This is a genomic window from Zhongshania sp. R06B22 (assembly GCF_040892595.1).
Taxonomy (GTDB): domain Bacteria; phylum Pseudomonadota; class Gammaproteobacteria; order Pseudomonadales; family Spongiibacteraceae; genus Spongiibacter; species Spongiibacter arctica.
Map to the genome: position 1 here is coordinate 479330 of NZ_JBFRYB010000001.1, position 16293 is coordinate 495622.

A 16293-nucleotide genomic window follows, 5' to 3' on the forward strand; every position below is an offset into this window, starting at 1 on the left:
TTTCGTCACCGCAAAGTAATAAAGACAACTACCGTCGATATTATTCACGTCGAAAAATTAGTACAGATAAAAGCAAGAGCGCAAACTATCTAACTATTATATTTATGAGACTGCGCGTAACATAACCAAGCGGGACATATTGCTCCCTGTGTCTTGGAACGCGCTGTCGTTTTCAGCATGATGCTATTAAACGAAACTCATCAATAATATCACGGCCAGCAAGCCACACATCCACGCGACCATACTGCTAATGGAGATTTCTCTGGCGAGTAATCCCTCATTAGGCCGGTATAAGGTGGCTACGCGTTTGCCAAAGGCTTTTATAACTATCATGGCTTGCCCGCGGACCTGCTGATCTAAAGCCCACATCAGGGATAATGAGCCCTTAACCAGACGCGCCAGCGGCCGCCGATAAAACCAATCGCTATCTAGGTTGGTTGACGGCAGCTCGGGCGGATACATTCCCTTTAGATTCAACCAAACAAAGGCCAAGGCTGAGAAGAACAACAACTGGGTTTGCGTCAATATATGAGTTAGGTCATACGCGCTGTAGTTAGTTGAATAGGGCAGGTGTTGATAGAGCAAATTTGGGAAACTGCCGATACCGATACACAGGGCTGCCGCAATAGACATTGCCAGCAACATATTGCGCGGCGCTTCTTTGCAGCGAATGCCAGAGTCGTGGGCAAAAAACGCAAAGTAGGGAATTTTGATACCAGCGTGATGGAACACACCCGCTGAGGCAAAAAGTAGCAGCAACCAGGTAATGTCGTAGCCCTCTTTCAGGGCCGCCGACATAATCATCGACTTACTAACAAAGCCACTGAACAGCGGGAAGGCAGAAATAGATGCCGCACCGACAATACACAGGATCGCGGTCTTCGGCATAGACTTGTAAAGTCCGCCCAGCTCGGAGCCATTGATACGGCCGGTTCGGTATAGCACTGCCCCCATGGACATAAACAGCAGGCCTTTAAAGATAACGTCGTTAAAGGCGTGAGCGACGGCGCCGTTAATGGCCAGCTCGGTACCAATGCCGATACCAATAATCATAAAGCCTAACTGGTTAATTAAACTGTAGGCCAGCACGCGCCGAAGGTCGTTTTCTATTACTGCGAAAAAGATCGGGAAACAGGCCATTACCGCACCGATCGTCACCAGTAACTCGGTGCCGGGAAATGCGCGGGCCATGGCATAGATCGCCACCTTGGTGGTGAAGGCGCTCAGGAATACCGTGCCTGTGGGCGTCGCCTCTGGATAGGCGTCGGTGAGCCAGGTATGGAATCCCGGAAATGCACACTTGATGCCGAAGGCGATGAATATCAGCCAGGCGGCTAGGCCCTCTAGACCAATATAAGTGAATTCAAGGCTGCCGGTATTTTGATAGTGGATGATAATCCCGGCCAGCAGTAGCAAGCCCGACACAACCTGGAGAATCAGATAGCGCATTCCCGCGCTATAGGCTCTGTCAGTGCCCCGCGCCCATACTAGGAATACCGAGCTTAAAGCGAGCATTTCCCAAAACAAAAATAGCGTCAGCAGGTCGCCAGCAAATACCGCACCTAGGGCGCTACCGGCATAGAGCATGGCGGCCGATTGCTGTACGCGATCTTGCACATGCAGTGAGTAAATAACCCCAATCAGGGCGGCAATGTGGAAGAGATAACCAAACAACAGGTTCAGATTATCCAGTTTGACCGGAGTTAGCTCCAGGCCCATAAAGGAGGCTAGCACGGTGTAATTTTCGGGCAGCTGCCATAAATTTACGGCACTAAGGGCAATGGTGCCCAGCAAGGCGGCCGCGCGCACTCGCCCCTGGCAGAGACCAGCCAGTATGGCGCCTAGGTAAAACAGTAGGAAAGGAGGCAGTTCAATGCTCAACACGGTTGGACTCCTCTACCTTTGGTTCGTCTTGCTGATAATAGTTTTCATCACGCATCACCACTTTGCGCATGAGTGTTGCCACCAATACCAACACCACACATCCCACAAAACCGTATAGGGGATAAAAACTAAAGAGTCCTTCCCAGGGGTGTTCCGTATGACGATGAACCACTAGCTCCAGTGCCACCAGCAGACCACAAATGACATACAGGCCAGTGAGGATGTGCTTCACATTTTTAGGTTTGTCGAAGAAATCTTGAGATTCACTCATGGCATGGGCACCTCATTAAAAATCCCCGTCGCGAGTTCGTAGGGAATGTCCGGCCAGAAAAATAATGCTATGCAGGCGAGACTGGTAATTATGATGGCCAGCAAGGCCGGCAAAGGCGCTTCCTTTATCGCAACTGCGGCGGTGCCAGATTTGGATTGTTCTTTTAAGAATTTTTCCCCTGGGAAAAATGCTCGCAGTGGAATGGGTAGCAAGTAGGCAATATTAAGCAGCGAGCTGACTAGTAAGATCACCATCATTGCCCACTGCCCGGCATCCATGGTGGCGCTTAGTAGTAACCACTTACTCCAGGTGCCACCTGTGGGCGGTAAGCCAATAATGCTTAGCGCACCGATAAAGAAGGCCACCATGGTGATGGGCATTTGCCGCCCCAAGCCACGCATTTGGCTGATTTCACTTTTATGGCTGGCAACAAGAATGGCACCGGCGCAAAAGAACAAGGTAATTTTTCCCACCGCGTGCATGGCAATATGGGTGGCGCTGCCTATCACGCCGCTCTGGGTGGCTAAAAACGCACCCATACTAATATAGCCAAGCTGACTCACAGTTGAGTAGGCGAGTCTCGCTTTGAGATTGTCTTGGCGCATGGCAACGAGTGATGCCAGCAACACCCCTGCGCCAGCCAAGTAGAGAAGATAATCAGTAAGCGGAATTTCCTGTAGGCGATCGAGGCCAATAACAAAGATCAGGATCTTTAAGAGGCTGAATACGCCCGCTTTCACCACCGCAACGGCGTGTAGGAGTGCGCTAACCGGAGTGGGCGCCACCATCGCCGCTGGCAGCCAGCGGTGAAAAGGCATCATGGCTGCTTTCGCCACACCGAATACGAAAAAGGCTAGGAGTATCGAGAGTAGAGGACCGGAGAATTCATCAGGCAGAATGCCGCCTAGACGAAATTCCAGAGTACCGCTGATAACCCAGGTAAATATCATTGCCGGTAAAAAGAAGGCGATGGAGGTGCCCATTAAAATCGACAAATAGACCCGGCCACCTTGCTTGGCTTTTTCGGTTCCGGCATGAGTTACCAGTGGGTAGGTGCACAGCGAGAGCACTTCATAGAAAACAAACAGGGCAAAAAGGTTGTCCGCGTAAGCGATGGCCATAACCGCTGAGATTGCTATGGCAAAACAGGCGTAAAAGCGGGTTTGATTTTTCTCATCGTGTCCGCGCATATAGCCAATGGCGTACAGCACTGTCACCGGCCAAAGGGAGCTGGCCACCAAGGCGAACAGTAAACCTAAGGCCTCAACCCGGAAACTCAAGCTAAGACCGGGCAGAATATCTAGCCAGTGTCCATGTAAGGCTACGCCACCCTGCCACTGCTTATAGATTGCAATATTGGTCGCCAGCAACACCAAGCCAATGACGATGGAGACGGCTTCCCGAAGATTGGGGAAGCGTCCTGTCACACTAATTAACAGTGCTGCCAGTAAAGGCAGCGCGATGGCGAAATTTATTAACATAGATTCGCTACTCATCACCGAATACCCTCTAGCAGGCTGCGGGCAGCCTCAGCTGTAATTTCAATGGGGAGTCGGGTATCAATACCAAAATACACATTAGCGGAAATCAATATCCACAGTGGAATCAGCATCATCAGCGGTGCTTCTCCTGTGGGCGCACCGGCCTCAGACTCTTTGAAATACAGCCTTTCGACAACGCGCCAGATATAGGCCAGTGCTAACAGCGAGCCCATTACAATCAGCATGGCTAGCGGCCAACGACCAGATTCAATAGCTGCACTCACCAGATACCACTTGCTGATAAAGCCCACCGTGAGCGGCACACCTATTAGACTCAAGCCGCCGATGGTAAAACTCAGCGACGTGATCGGCATGCGCTTGCCCAAGCCATTGAGGGCGTCAAGTTGACTGCTGCCGAGGCGATACACGATGGCGGCGATTGACAGGAACAAGCCGCCCTTCATTAAGGCGTGATTAAACAAATGCAGCAGTGTTGCCTGCATACCTAGGGCGCTTCCCAAACCGATACCAATGAGCATGTAGCCAATTTGCGCGACACTCGAATAGGCAATCGCCTTTTTAATATCTAATTGGAAGATGGCGGTAGTTGAGGCGCTGAATACTGCCAGCACACCCAGGGCAACAAGAATGTCTGTCAGCGGCAGCGCAGCGGTTTCTAGCTGACCATCAAACACCGTGTAGGTGAATCGAATCAGCAGATATACCGCTACCTTAGTTGAGCTAGCAGCAAGAAATGCGGTGGCAATAGATGGCGCCTCGGCGTACGCCTTGGGAAGCCAGAAGTGCAAGGGGAACATGGCCATCTTCAGGCCGATACCCACCACAATAAAAGTATAGGCAACAAAGACAGCTTGGGAGTCTTCTACCTTCGGTAAGCGCACGGCTAAATCTGCCATATTCAAGGTGCCGGTCATCATATACATGAAGCCGATACCGATAAGAATAAAGGTGGCGCCGATGGTGCCCATAATGAGGTAGCGGAAGGCGGCCCATAGGGCTTGTCGACGCTTGCCTAAGGCGATCAGAGTGTAGGTGGAGAGAGATGACACCTCAAGAAACACAAAGACGTTAAAGGCATCACCGGTTGATAGTATCCCCAGCAAACCGGCTAAACACAGCAGCCAGGCAACATAGAAAAACAGCTGTTTATCGGGCTCAATTTCTTTTTGAATACTGGTTTGAGCGGCAAACAAACAGACTGTACTGCTCAGTGAAATAATGACTAGCAGCCACGCGCTCAGTAAATCTAGGCGATACTCAATGCCCCAGGGCGGAGCCCAGCCACCCAGCTCATAGGTCAGGCTACCAACATCGTAGACCTGCGCCAAAAGCAGACAAGCGATTAAGAAAGATACCGCACTGACCAGCAGCGCAAACAGCCAGGCGGCCCGGTTGCGACCAACGATAAGGCAGCAGGGGGCGCCCAGCAGCGGTACGATAACCTGAAGAATAATTAGATGGTTTAGCACGAAAGGTCTCTTTTCTGAATGTCGGCTTCTTCGATACTGCCGTAAGCTCTTTTGATTCGGATGGTCAACGCCAAGCCCAGCGCCGTGGTGGCAATGCCAACCACGATCGCGGTTAGAATTAGTACATGGGGCAGAGGATTGGAGTAAACATTGCCAGAGTCATTCAATATTGGCGCAGTACCACTTGTGACCTTGCCGGCGCTGATATAAAGGATAAATACCGAGGTCTGGAAGATATTCAAACCAACCAGCTTCTTCACTAGATTGCCCTGAGCAATAACGATATAAAAACCAATCATCATTAGCGCAACGACGATCCAGTCATTGTAATGAGAAAAAATAATACTCATCCGTCTTTACGTCCTTGTTTGTCGAGTTGGCTTACAAAACTGTAGAAGATCAGCACCATCACTGCCGCGACCGTAATACCCACGCCCAGCTCAATTACAATAATACCAATGTGCTGCCCGGTAATTGGATTGCCGGCCAGTACTGAGTAATCCAGAAAGTTGCCGCCCAAAAGCATCGATGAAATGCCAACCGAGCCGTAAAGCAGGGCGCCAAAGGCGGCTAGAAAACGAAGCGCGGGGACATCTACAACCCGGCGCGCAAAATCCACACCGAAGAACATCGTGTAAAGAATAATTGCTGCAGCGAAAATAACCCCAGCCTGAAACCCCCCGCCGGGGCCATAATCGCCGTGAAACTGCACGTAGAGGCCAAAGATCATAATAGGCGGAATCAAAATCTTACTGACGATCCTAAGTACTTTATGGCTGTGAGCGCCCTCAGCCTTGGGAAGTATGGGCAAGGCGCCGGTGCTTAGTAATGACATCACACCGATAGCCGCAGTAAAGACCACCACTACTTCACCGAAGGTATCAAAGCCGCGATAGCTGGCCAGCACTGAGGTGACTACATTGGGAATGCCAATTTCGGCGGCAGAATCGGAAATATAGCGCGGCGCAACGTGCAGCTGTGCAGGAGAATTTGCGTCGCCAAATGATGGCAGACCCAGCGTGCCATAAATTAATAAGGCGCCAGTGATGCCCACCAGAATCAGCGCCGGTAAGCTCCTCGATCTAGCGCAGGTTTCATGTCTTCCTACTAGCGCTAGGGTTAGCAGCATCAATAGGGGGGAAATGCCAGAGCCGACGGCCGCCTCGGTAAAGGCGACATCTACCGCGTCCATCAAGACAAAAAAGCTTGCCGACAAAAATCCGTAAACACCCGTTAACATCACAACCGCGACTAAGTCGCGGCTATGCGCAATCGCCAACGCAGTCACTACCAGCATGCTGAGTAGGCTAATATCAAGTAAGAGTTCTATGACCTCACCCTCCCAAACCAATCATATACACTCATTGCCCATCACCCCGTTGTTGCCGAGTCCAAATTGCCTTGGCCAAAGCATGGCTGGCAGCTGGGCTGGTGAATAAAAGGAATAGCAATACCATCACTAATTTAAGAAGCACCAAACTCCAACCGGCCAGCAGCATTAAGCCGCCTAATATCAGCACGGTCGCCATGGTCTCGGATACACCGGCAGCATGCATTCGGCTGAGCGTGTCTGGAAAACGCAGCACACCGAGCGCGCCGGTAAAAATTAGAAAACAACCGCTGAGCAGCATTAGGCCGCTCAAAACGTCGACAAAAGTAGTCATTCCGATTCCCCCTGCTGCTGCAATCTGTCGGTGTACTCAAAGTAACGCAGCAAGGCGATAACACTAATAAAATTCATCAAGGCATAGACCAGTGCAATATCCAAAAACTCTGGCCGCCCAGACAAGAAGCCCAGCACCGCAATAAACAGTACCGTCTTGGTACCGAACAGATTCACTGCCAGAACACGGTCAAACACACTGGGGCCGGCGATGGCGCGAAAGATCGCCATGGCCATCACAATAAGCAAGGTAATAGCGGTAATAGATAGAATCATTGTTCTAACCTGCTGACACGATCACTCATCTCACCGTCTTCCAATTCTGCGATATTTTCTGGCACCAAAGCGTGTACCAAAATGGTGGTTTCATTGACCTCTAAGGACACGGTACCCGGCGTGAGGTTGATGGAGTTGGCGTAGATAACCCGCCCCATGTCGGTCTTCTGAGGAAGGTTTAAAGTTTTGACCATAGGTTGAATAGACCCGTTGCCCAGCCATACGCGCTTAATCACATCCCAATTACTGAGGATAATTTTCCACGCCAGCCAAACATAATAGTTCGGTAGTGCTAAGGTAAGATGAATCGGCTGGGATTCGTGATCGATCACGTCCATGCGATGACATATCCACACCACAAAGGCGACAGAGCCAATGCCAAAGCAGATCATAAGAAAATTATAATGCCCGGAATTCGCGAGCCATATTCCTGATAGAAGCGCAGAAATACTGATGGTATGACGCATTAAATTATCCTTAAGCCGAGTCGACTTTCCTCTCGCTAATTCCAAATCAAAAACCAATTATGGCCATCAACAGAGGTAATGAGCCTTAAATATCTGTTCCAGCAATGATGCTGCGGTGCCGGTGTAAGTCGGACTAGACTCATCAACAACCAGTATCGCAAGCTCTCTGATGGTGGTCGATTCAGAAAGGCAGTATTTAACTGTTTTTAAAGTATTGATACTTGTCGAACCGCTAGGAGCGCGGGAGAGCAAGGCGCGTTGTGTAAAACTCAGATCACCCATTTCGCCAATTCGAATATGTGAATTGGCCTCTATATACCCTCTTATAAACGCCGCGCAGGCAGAATCTGCCACACCGCTGTCGGCATTTAATGATGCTTCACAACTACCACTCAAGTGCTCAGCGCTCATGGGCTTTAAGCCATACGCTGCACCACAAAGAGTCAAAGCTAAGAGGGCGGCAATAAATCGAGACGTATGAAATGTTGTTTTCATTATATTCATAGGTAAATCCAAGATTTGCGTCAGTTTACTTTGGCATTGCCGAGAATGGCAAGCATATGTACCTCCTTATAGCCTTGATTTGGGCCTTTTGGGTGTCGTACGGCCCTCTTTTTTTAACTATATGGTGACGACTCAGAGTGCGCTTCAAGCTCATCAAGGTTAGTCTACACATTAGCAATCCGCCAACGCGCGGCTTATTCTGGCAGGATAATCTATGCGCCAATGCTAGTATTAAAAATGAACGAGTGTTCATCACATAAGGGAAAGATAATGTCTCATAGCGATGTTGCTACACCCGAGTGGCAGGCAGGTGAAACCCAGCAGGCTCCAATCATCGATGCCTATCCAGAGTTTGAACCGGGCAGTTACACGTTCAAGGGTGTGACTCGCCCGGTCTATAAATCCGGAAAAGGCCCTGCCATTGTCGTGATTCATGAAGTGCCTGGAATCTATGATGACGTGTGTGATTTTGCTCAGCGCTTAAATGAGGAAGGCTTCACAACGTATTTGCCCTCTTTACTTGGCACGCCAGGGATGAACTACTCCACCCCAAACCTTATTAAGTCCATGTCTAAGCTTTGCGTGTCTAAGGAATTTAATCGCTTCGCGTTTCGCGAGGAGGCGCCCATTGCCGATTGGTTAAGAGCATTGGCGCGCGATGCTCACCGCGCTTGCGGCGGGCCTGGCGTTGGCGCTATAGGCATGTGCTTTAGCGGCGGATTTGCCTTGGCGATGATGGCCGATGAGTCGGTGATTGCTCCGGTACTGTCGCAGCCCTCCATGCCATTTATGCTCACTAAAAAGCTTCGCCATGACATCGATGTAAATCCCAAGGACATCCCTAAAATAAAAGCCCGAATGGAGCGCGATGATATATGTCTTATTGGTCTTAGATTTAGCGGCGATAAGATGGTGCCTGGTGACCGCTTTAAATATTTAACCGAGTTGCTCGGCGACAAGTTTGTCGGTATTAGTATTGACTCTTCACCGGGTAATTCAAACAACATCAAGGCGGCGGCACATTCTGTTTTAACTCGTGACTATGTAGACGATGAACACCATCCCACTTACCAAGCGTTTCAAAAGGTATTAGCGCTATTTAAAAAACAACTTATGCCAGTGCCAGCGCAGGTCGAGTGATAATTCGGGATATGCAGATCTTTAGTCTCATAGTGGTATTGTTGCGAGGGGCTGGCAAACCGATATTGATTGAAATTAGAGCTATTAGGCAATAGACGGCGCGGCTGAGAAGGGAGTAATTTACAAGGCTTATATAAAAACACTATGGGAGCATAAAGTATGGCTACGACAGAGTGCATTCGGTATAGCAGTGATTATAAATACCAGCTCGCAGATACTTATGAAATTAAAATTCTAATTACCCCAAAAGATGACATTGACGTTGATTTCATTGCCTTGACGGCCGGCGGCACTCTGCTTATTAAGAAGGGCTATGCCTGGGATGGGCCGTCGGGGCCGATAAAAGATACCGAGGAAAACATGCGAGCCTCGCTGGTGCATGACGCCCTCTATCAGTTAATGAGAATGGAGGAGCTGAGTACCAGAAGTCACAGAAAAGCTGCAGATCAATTGTTTAAGGATATATGCAAGGAAGATGGCGTATCCAATTTCTGCGCTTCGGCCTACTATAAGGCCCTACGTAAATTTGGTAAACCGGCCGCCAGCGCACAGAGCAAAAAAATCGTACACCTTGCGCCAAAACCATAAGTCGAATAAGCATTCCCTAACTTTGGTTTACATGCCACATTGCTGAGGAGCAAAGAGCTTTAATCCTTGTTGGCAGAATTAAGGTCACGCGAAGCATTGTAAAAAGCTAAGGTTGGCCAAGCCCGTTATTTAATAGAAACGCTAAAAGTTGGCTGGCGTTGGACTCGTATTATTTTAGCCAACTATTGTCAGCCGCCCATTGCGGCTCTATGCGCAAGCCAATAAGGAGTAGTACATGAACGCAACGTTGATTTTTTGGCCAGTTTTGGCCCAAGTAGTTTTGACCATTCTGGTTTTTATTTTGATGGGAGTTAGAAAGGCTAAATCTGTAAAAGCGGGCACGGTCAATCGTAAAGCTGCCGCTTTAGATAATAGAGTTTGGCCCGCTGATGTTGTGCAAGTATCCAATAATATTGCCAACCAATTTGAAACCCCAATATTGTTTTATGTGCTCTGTATTGTGCTTTACATCAGCGGTGGTGTCGGTGTGCCGGCGCTCGTCTTAGCATGGGCATATTCCTTAAGTCGCTATGCTCATGCCTTTGTACATACCAGCTCGAATTACGTGCCGACCAGAATGCGGATCTTCTTATTCGGTATTTTGGTTCTACTGCTTATGACCCTACTTGCAGGTTTTGAGCTGGCATCCTTAGGGTAGGCTCCTATACAGGTGCTTAAGCCTGCTGCTACTGAGCAGTACTGCTTAGGCAACGGTCTTATGGGAGTGAAGCGGGGGGTATCTTCCATGAATGTTGATCTCTTGATTGTAGCGGGCTCATTTAGCTTGCTTGCTGCGGGCCTCCATGTCGGTATCGTGTTAGTGGGGCCAAGTTGGTTTCGCTTGTTCGGGGCAGGAGAGTCCATGGCATTGATGGCCGAAAACGGTTCTCTAAAGCCAACGCTGATAACCCTTGGTATCGCCGTGGTTTTACTAATATGGGCAGCCTACGCTTGGTCTGGCGCCGGCCTCTTGCCAAGTATGCCTTTCACCAAATTAGCTCTATCCGCGATTACGGCTATTTATTTAGTTCGTGGCCTAGGTGGTTTAGTTGCACCATTTGTTACCGATCATTATCAAATTCAACAGAACAGCTTGGCGTTTTGGCTATGGAGCTCAGCAATTTGTTTAGTCATTGCTTTATTCCATTTACTGGGTCTAATGGCGGTATGGCAAACTCTATAAAATCCCTTAGTGATCTCTTAGGGCTGACATTGGCATTATAATAAGCAGATTCTAGACCTACACTAGGTCGCTGACATTCTTCCTCTTATGCGATCATTAGATATTAGGACTTCTATATCATAATTTTATTACCCACCATCTACTGGAGAACAGATGAGTAACATTCCCAAGGATTTAAATCGTGAGCTGGTCGAATCGCTGCCAGATACCGGCGCAGTGGTTATGGTGAATTTACTTCGTTTTCGAAAAACCGCCTTAGACGGTAATGGCTCTGGCTGGGACGCCTACTCACGTTACGGTAAGGCAGATAGGCCACTCCTCAAAAAGGTCGGCGGTATTATTTTGTGGGCAGGCCATGTTGAGGGTGTGGCTTTAGGAGATTTGGGCGACGGCCGCTGGGACTTTCTGGTTCTAGTACATTATCCGTCGAAGGCAAAATTTTTAGAGATGATGACATCTGAAGACTACCAAGTTATTAACAAAGATAGAGAAAGCGGTGTAGAAGACCATATCATTCTTGCGGCGGATCAAAGCTATTCGAAGTTTATAATTTAGACAGGACTAATAATTATTTGAGCACGTTTTTTTCTAATCAGCGCAGCATGACTTTATGAATAGAGAGATCGCATTTATAGGCAAGATGGCTAGTAAAGATCAAGAAGTTTGGTTGGCTGCCATAGGGCCGCTCCTAGTGGATGCGACCATTATCCCGTATGAAGAAATAAGCGCTGAGCAGAGGATGAATATTGAAGTCGCCATTGTCGCCAATCCCGACCCAAAGGAACTGACAACGTTCCCGGCGCTGCGATGGGTCCAAAGTTTATGGGCTGGTGTAGAGCGACTTGTGCTCGAGTTACCTAAAGTAGATTTTGATATTGTTAGACTTATTGATCCCAATTTAGCATCGACAATGGCAGAGGCCGTGCTTGCCTGGACGTATTATCTGCACCGCGATATGCCTAAGTACTTGTTTCAGCAGAAACATAAAATATGGCAGCAAGGCGATTTGGTGGAACTTAAAGATCGCAATATTGGTGTTCTAGGTTTAGGGCAATTAGGTAGGGCAGCTGCAGAAAAGCTACGACTAAATGGTTTTAATGTGGGCGCTTGGAGTAGACGCTTAAGTAATATAGCGGGCGTTAAATGCTTTGCGGGTATGGAACAGCTAGAGGACATATTGGCCCAAACTGACATACTTATTTGCTTGCTGCCGCTAACGACCGAAACCCATGGCTTACTAAATGATAAAAGACTGAGCCTTTTGCCTACGGGGGCGTCAATTATTAATTTTTCACGTGGCCAAATAATAGATCAAGACGCCTTAATACGACACTTGGAAAGTGCCCATTTAGACCATGCTGTTTTAGATGTTTTTGAAACAGAGCCGCTACCTATTACTAGCGCCTTATGGGAGTCGCCAAAGATAACAGTGTTACCGCATATATCGGCGCCCACAAATATTCGCACAGCATCCCAAATTGTAGCGCGTAATTTAATGACTTACTTTGAGACCGGCGAGATACCGGAAGCCATCGGCCGCGCCCGTGGCTATTAGAAGCTTAAATTTAGAGCCTTAGGGCTTCAGTGATATTTTTATAGAAGTGGTGAGATAAAGTGAATAGCCTCGCAGGCGCTTTGTGCCACCGTGTTAGCTTTTCCAGTACGTTGGCGTTAGCACTAAAATAATCGTCATAAACTCTAGTCTGCCCAGCAACATTCCCACACTGAGAATCCATTTACTGCTGTCTGGCAAGCTAGAGAAGTTGCCGGCGGGTCCGATGATGTCGCCAAGGCCGGGACCGACGTTCATGAGCGCGGTGGAGGCGCCGGTGAGGCTGGTGACGAGATCTAGGCCGCTAAAGGCAAGCAGCAGGGTAATAATGACTAGGGAGACCAACATAATAAATACAAAGGTGACGGCCGAAAGCACAATACTGTCGTCTACTGCCCGGCCGTTGTAGTAGCGCCGGATCATGGCGCGGGGGTGAACGGCGCGCACTATGCTTTCTTGCATCATCATAAATAATAATTGAAAGCGAAAAATCTTAATGCCACCGCTGGTAGAGCCAGAGCAGCCACCGATAAACATGGCGAAGAAAAATGCAGCGACGGCAAGTTCTCCCCATTGCGAGTAGTCGCCGCTGGCGTAACCCGTGGTGGTGATAACAGACACTAAATTAAACGTGGCATAGGTGAAGGCATGCAGCAGATCAATGCCGGTCTCCGACATAAGATGCAATGTGATAACGACACTGATGATGGCAATGGTGAGTAAAAAACCGCGAATTTGTTGATCGTTAAATGCCCGCCAATTGCGCTTCATTAAAAAGTGCACGTAGATCGCGAAGGGCAGGGCGCCAAGGATCATGAATGTAATCGCTACCCAGTGGCTACCGAGGTCTGCGAACTGTGCGAAGGAGCTATCTGAGGTTGAATAGCCGCCAGTGGAGATTGTTGTCATGGCGTGATTGACCGCGTGGAAGCTATCCATACCGGTGAACATAAAGGCGAGGGTGCAAAGAAAGGTCAGAATGATATAGACGTAAATGATCATGGTAACCATGGTGCGCGAACGCGGCATGGCTTTGTCCGACCAGTCAGAGGATTCGGTTTGGAATAAACGCATACCACCGACTTTGAGAAAGGGCAGAATCGCTACCGCCATGCCGATAACGCCCAAGCCGCCAACCCACTGCAGCATTGAGCGCCACACCAAAATATCGTGGGGCATGGTGTCTAGGCCGGTGAGTATGGTGGAGCCTGTTGTGGTGAGGCCAGACACAGACTCAAACACCGCGTCGGTAACACTGGAAAAACCGGGAATCAATAAAAACGGCAGCGCTCCGGTTAATGAAATGAGAAGCCATGAGCTAGTGGTGATCAAAAACATTTGCCGTGGATTGAGCATATTGATGCGGTGTGATCGAGACAACAGCCATCCGCCGGCGGCAAGGCCGACGGTGAGGGCGATGGAATTGCTAAAAGCCGCAGTGTTCCCAGTGTGGTAAATAATTGCCATCAGCAGTGGCACGGTCATCAATAGGCCAAAGACCAGCAATATTAAGCTGCAGACTTTTAGCACCGGCTTGATGAGTGTTGACTGAGTCATTATCGGGTCGCTGTCATTGTTAATAGCGTTTGGCCACGTTTGGTGAAAATTAGTTTTCCTGAGACCGGATGAGGCCCAGCTCAGAAGAACCTGCACCACAGGAGATAATCGATTTAAACGCGGTATCGAGTTTTATATCTGGCCGGGCTTCCACGCACTCGGGTGGCAGATGGTAGACAAACCCAGAGGTGGGATTGGGGCCGGTGGGCACAAATACCGTGAACCAGCCATTGCTGTGGCGACTGGTGATTATGGCCGTGGCGCGCACGGGGTTTTGGGTGCCATAGAGTTGCACCACAGCGACCTCACCTTTTGTAAACGGGGAGTTGCTATTGGTGCCAAACATTTGCTGAATGATGTCACGAATTAGGCGATAGCCAGGTGCGAAACGGGCTAAATGCGCGTCGATGAAATCTTGTGCCCAGCGGCCTGCGCTAGTGGCCACGACCGTACCCACAATAAAGCAGCCAAAGAGAATAAGCGCGATAACGAGCAGGTCCACGAAAAGTGGCGGCGCACCGCTTATACGGACTAGTGGGCTGGTCATGGGGGCTATTAAGGACTGCACGCCATTGACTGCCCAGCGCAGGCCCAGCAATAGAATAATGACCGGGGCGATAACTAATACACCACCGATAAACGACTGATTAATAAAGTGCTTTAATTTATTCATGATGGCCCGAGCTGACGAAGATGTGCTGCAATACTAGCAAAGTTGTGTGACGCCTTTGCATGGCGGATCACCTGACAAGGATACCGCATTTGCGATGATCTTAGTGCTAATGTTTATTAGCGCAGCAGGCTTAGTAATTGGTCTAGCAGGCGCTCTAGCTTGCGCAGCGATCCGCACTCAGCGACGTAGTGACTGGCACTCTGATAGCGGCGTATTTCTGAGTCGCCGGTATTCCAGCTGTGGTGTGATTCTGGATTAAACCAAAGTACCAGTCTGGCGCGATGATAAATACTGCGCAGTGCCTCGATTCCGGTGTCTCCGCCGTTGCCGCGGCCGTCGCCAAGAATGATAACGCAGCTGCGGCGATTGAGCTTGTCTTCAATTTGGGTCCAAAAGCTATTTAGCGCCAAGCCGTAATCGCTGCCCCCCAGACCGTGACGCTGGTGAATAATCGCCAAGGCTTCGTCCACCGGATATTGCTTAAACAAGTCGCTGACTTCAATACTTTGGCCACAGAAAACAAAGCTGCGGGTGTTGGGTAGAACATCGCTTAAGGCCTGCACAAAAAGCAGTAATACCCGCGACCACGCGCTGACAGAACCACTGATATCGCACAGTACAAAAATATCGCTTTTATCTTTGCGAGTAGTCTTCCAAAAACGGTGGAAGGGAACACCGCCATAGGCGATGTTCCGGCGCAGAGTTTTACCCAAATCGAGTTTGCCGCGACGAGCGCGCTTATGTCGCTGCCTATGGCGAGAGGCGAGTTTCTTAGCGAGTTTACGAATGATGGGCGGCAGGCGCTCGCGGTGATAATGTTCCATTGCTGACAGTGAGGTGTCTTGCAAGGTGGCGTCGCGAAGTTGCTTGCTAGCGTTATCGTTGTTTAACAGTAGCTGCCGGTCGATAAGGTATTTTACGGCGGCAATTTGGCCTTCGCGTAATTGTTCCAGCACATGGGCTTTTTCGTCGTCGCCGGCGTCGTAAAGTTTTTTAATGTCCTCTAATGTTTGTTCGTCATTTAGCGCCGTTAAAATCTTGCGTCGGTAGACACCGCGCTGAGTGCGGTATTGGATCTTTTCGAGGTTTATTTCTGCGGCGGCGCGTATAACGTCTTTGAGCGTGCTGTCGCGCTGGCCGCTGCTTCCGCTTCCGCCCTTACCTTCGCCCTTACTCTCACCTTCGCTCTGGCCATCACCGGCGCCTTGTCCGTCATCTCCTCCTTGGCCTTCGCCGCCGGCGTCGCCACCACCCGCTGTTTGGTCTTCGTTTTGGCTAGCTTGCGCTTCTTTCGTATCGTCATTTTCAGGACGTTGTTGATCGTCAGGGTCAGTGGTATTTACACCCGCTTCAAGTTGAAAGAAGCGCTCAAAGCATTCGCCAAAGCTGTTGTAGTCATCCACGGTTTTGGCAAGGCAGCTCGCTAGGCCGTCTCTTAATAGCCTGGGATCGCTGTAGCCCAAGGTGGCCACCACACGCATTGCGTCCAGAGTCTCGGCGGTGGATATTGCCAAGCCGTGATTTCTCAGGTGGCGAATAAATTGCAGTAGGGTTTCGTCCACGG

General features: G+C 49.5%; 19 protein-coding genes. 6 read left to right on the plus strand and 13 right to left on the minus strand.

Features of this window, described 5'->3' with window-relative positions; all coding sequences use genetic code 11:
• Window positions 1-186: 186 nt before the first annotated feature.
• The 10 genes from AB4875_RS02145 to AB4875_RS02190 form a co-directional block, all read right to left on the minus strand.
• Window positions 187-1884 carry a Na(+)/H(+) antiporter subunit D gene (locus tag AB4875_RS02145; RefSeq protein WP_368374392.1) on the minus strand — a complete coding sequence of 566 codons (1698 nt, stop codon included), beginning with the start codon at window positions 1882-1884 and terminating at the stop codon, window positions 187-189.
• Entirely contained in the window at window positions 1871-2155 is a 285-nt protein-coding gene (locus AB4875_RS02150) for a hypothetical protein (RefSeq protein ID WP_368374393.1), read from the minus strand. The genes AB4875_RS02145 and AB4875_RS02150 overlap by 14 nt, the downstream gene beginning before the upstream one ends.
• Entirely contained in the window at window positions 2152-3651 is a 1500-nt protein-coding gene (locus AB4875_RS02155) for a proton-conducting transporter transmembrane domain-containing protein (protein ID WP_368374394.1), read from the minus strand. The genes AB4875_RS02150 and AB4875_RS02155 overlap by 4 nt, the downstream gene beginning before the upstream one ends.
• Entirely contained in the window at window positions 3651-5126 is a 1476-nt protein-coding gene (locus AB4875_RS02160) for a monovalent cation/H+ antiporter subunit D family protein (protein ID WP_368374395.1), read from the minus strand. Before AB4875_RS02160 ends, AB4875_RS02155 begins: the two co-directional genes overlap by 1 nt.
• Window positions 5120-5476, minus strand: coding sequence for a cation:proton antiporter subunit C (locus AB4875_RS02165; RefSeq protein WP_368374396.1), 357 nt, complete (start codon window positions 5474-5476; stop codon window positions 5120-5122). Before AB4875_RS02165 ends, AB4875_RS02160 begins: the two co-directional genes overlap by 7 nt.
• Window positions 5473-6477 (minus strand): DUF4040 domain-containing protein, encoded by a 1005-nt coding sequence (locus tag AB4875_RS02170; protein ID WP_368374397.1) that lies wholly within the window; start codon window positions 6475-6477, stop codon window positions 5473-5475. Before AB4875_RS02170 ends, AB4875_RS02165 begins: the two co-directional genes overlap by 4 nt.
• 10 nt (window positions 6478-6487) lie before the next feature.
• The gene (gene mnhG, locus AB4875_RS02175) at window positions 6488-6790 is read right to left on the minus strand and encodes a monovalent cation/H(+) antiporter subunit G (RefSeq protein ID WP_368374398.1); all 303 of its coding nucleotides are present in this window, start codon (window positions 6788-6790) and stop codon (window positions 6488-6490) included.
• Entirely contained in the window at window positions 6787-7065 is a 279-nt protein-coding gene (locus AB4875_RS02180; protein ID WP_368374399.1) for an MrpF/PhaF family protein, read from the minus strand. The genes mnhG and AB4875_RS02180 overlap by 4 nt, the downstream gene beginning before the upstream one ends.
• A complete protein-coding gene (locus AB4875_RS02185) occupies window positions 7062-7532 on the minus strand; it encodes a Na+/H+ antiporter subunit E (protein WP_368374400.1) in 471 nt (156 codons plus the stop codon). The genes AB4875_RS02180 and AB4875_RS02185 overlap by 4 nt, the downstream gene beginning before the upstream one ends.
• Before the next feature lie 66 nt (window positions 7533-7598).
• Window positions 7599-8036, minus strand: coding sequence for a Rap1a family protein (locus tag AB4875_RS02190; RefSeq protein WP_368374401.1), 438 nt, complete (start codon window positions 8034-8036; stop codon window positions 7599-7601).
• 270 nt (window positions 8037-8306) lie between these two features.
• On the opposite strand from AB4875_RS02190, the gene AB4875_RS02195 reads away from it, so the two are divergent.
• The 6 genes from AB4875_RS02195 to AB4875_RS02220 all read left to right on the plus strand — a co-directional run bounded on the left by AB4875_RS02195 (window position 8307) and on the right by AB4875_RS02220 (window position 12502).
• Window positions 8307-9176: a dienelactone hydrolase family protein gene (locus AB4875_RS02195; protein ID WP_368374402.1), complete on the plus strand. Its 870-nt coding sequence runs from the start codon at window positions 8307-8309 to the stop codon at window positions 9174-9176.
• 159 nt (window positions 9177-9335) lie between these two features.
• The gene (locus tag AB4875_RS02200; RefSeq protein WP_368374403.1) at window positions 9336-9764 is read left to right on the plus strand and encodes a DUF1353 domain-containing protein; all 429 of its coding nucleotides are present in this window, start codon (window positions 9336-9338) and stop codon (window positions 9762-9764) included.
• A gap of 235 nt (window positions 9765-9999) precedes the next feature.
• Window positions 10000-10422 (plus strand): MAPEG family protein, encoded by a 423-nt coding sequence (locus AB4875_RS02205; RefSeq protein WP_368374404.1) that lies wholly within the window; start codon window positions 10000-10002, stop codon window positions 10420-10422.
• A gap of 87 nt (window positions 10423-10509) precedes the next feature.
• Complete coding sequence (locus AB4875_RS02210) at window positions 10510-10947, plus strand: hypothetical protein (RefSeq protein ID WP_368374405.1); 438 nt, start codon at window positions 10510-10512, stop codon at window positions 10945-10947.
• Window positions 10948-11100: 153 nt separating this feature from the next.
• The gene (locus AB4875_RS02215; protein ID WP_368374406.1) at window positions 11101-11502 is read left to right on the plus strand and encodes a DUF1330 domain-containing protein; all 402 of its coding nucleotides are present in this window, start codon (window positions 11101-11103) and stop codon (window positions 11500-11502) included.
• A 55-nt stretch (window positions 11503-11557) separates the two neighbouring features.
• Entirely contained in the window at window positions 11558-12502 is a 945-nt protein-coding gene (locus AB4875_RS02220) for a 2-hydroxyacid dehydrogenase (RefSeq protein WP_368374407.1), read from the plus strand.
• A 93-nt stretch (window positions 12503-12595) separates the two neighbouring features.
• Here the strand turns inward: AB4875_RS02220 and AB4875_RS02225 are convergent, their stop codons facing one another.
• The 3 genes from AB4875_RS02225 to AB4875_RS02235 form a co-directional block, all read right to left on the minus strand.
• A complete protein-coding gene (locus tag AB4875_RS02225; RefSeq protein ID WP_368374408.1) occupies window positions 12596-14056 on the minus strand; it encodes a TrkH family potassium uptake protein in 1461 nt (486 codons plus the stop codon).
• Between the two features lie 49 nt (window positions 14057-14105).
• A complete protein-coding gene (locus tag AB4875_RS02230) occupies window positions 14106-14729 on the minus strand; it encodes a DUF502 domain-containing protein (RefSeq protein ID WP_368374409.1) in 624 nt (207 codons plus the stop codon).
• Between the two features lie 116 nt (window positions 14730-14845).
• Window positions 14846-16291, minus strand: a complete 1446-nt coding sequence (locus AB4875_RS02235) for a VWA domain-containing protein (RefSeq protein ID WP_368374410.1) — start codon at window positions 16289-16291, stop codon at window positions 14846-14848.
• Window positions 16292-16293: the final 2 nt, after the last annotated feature.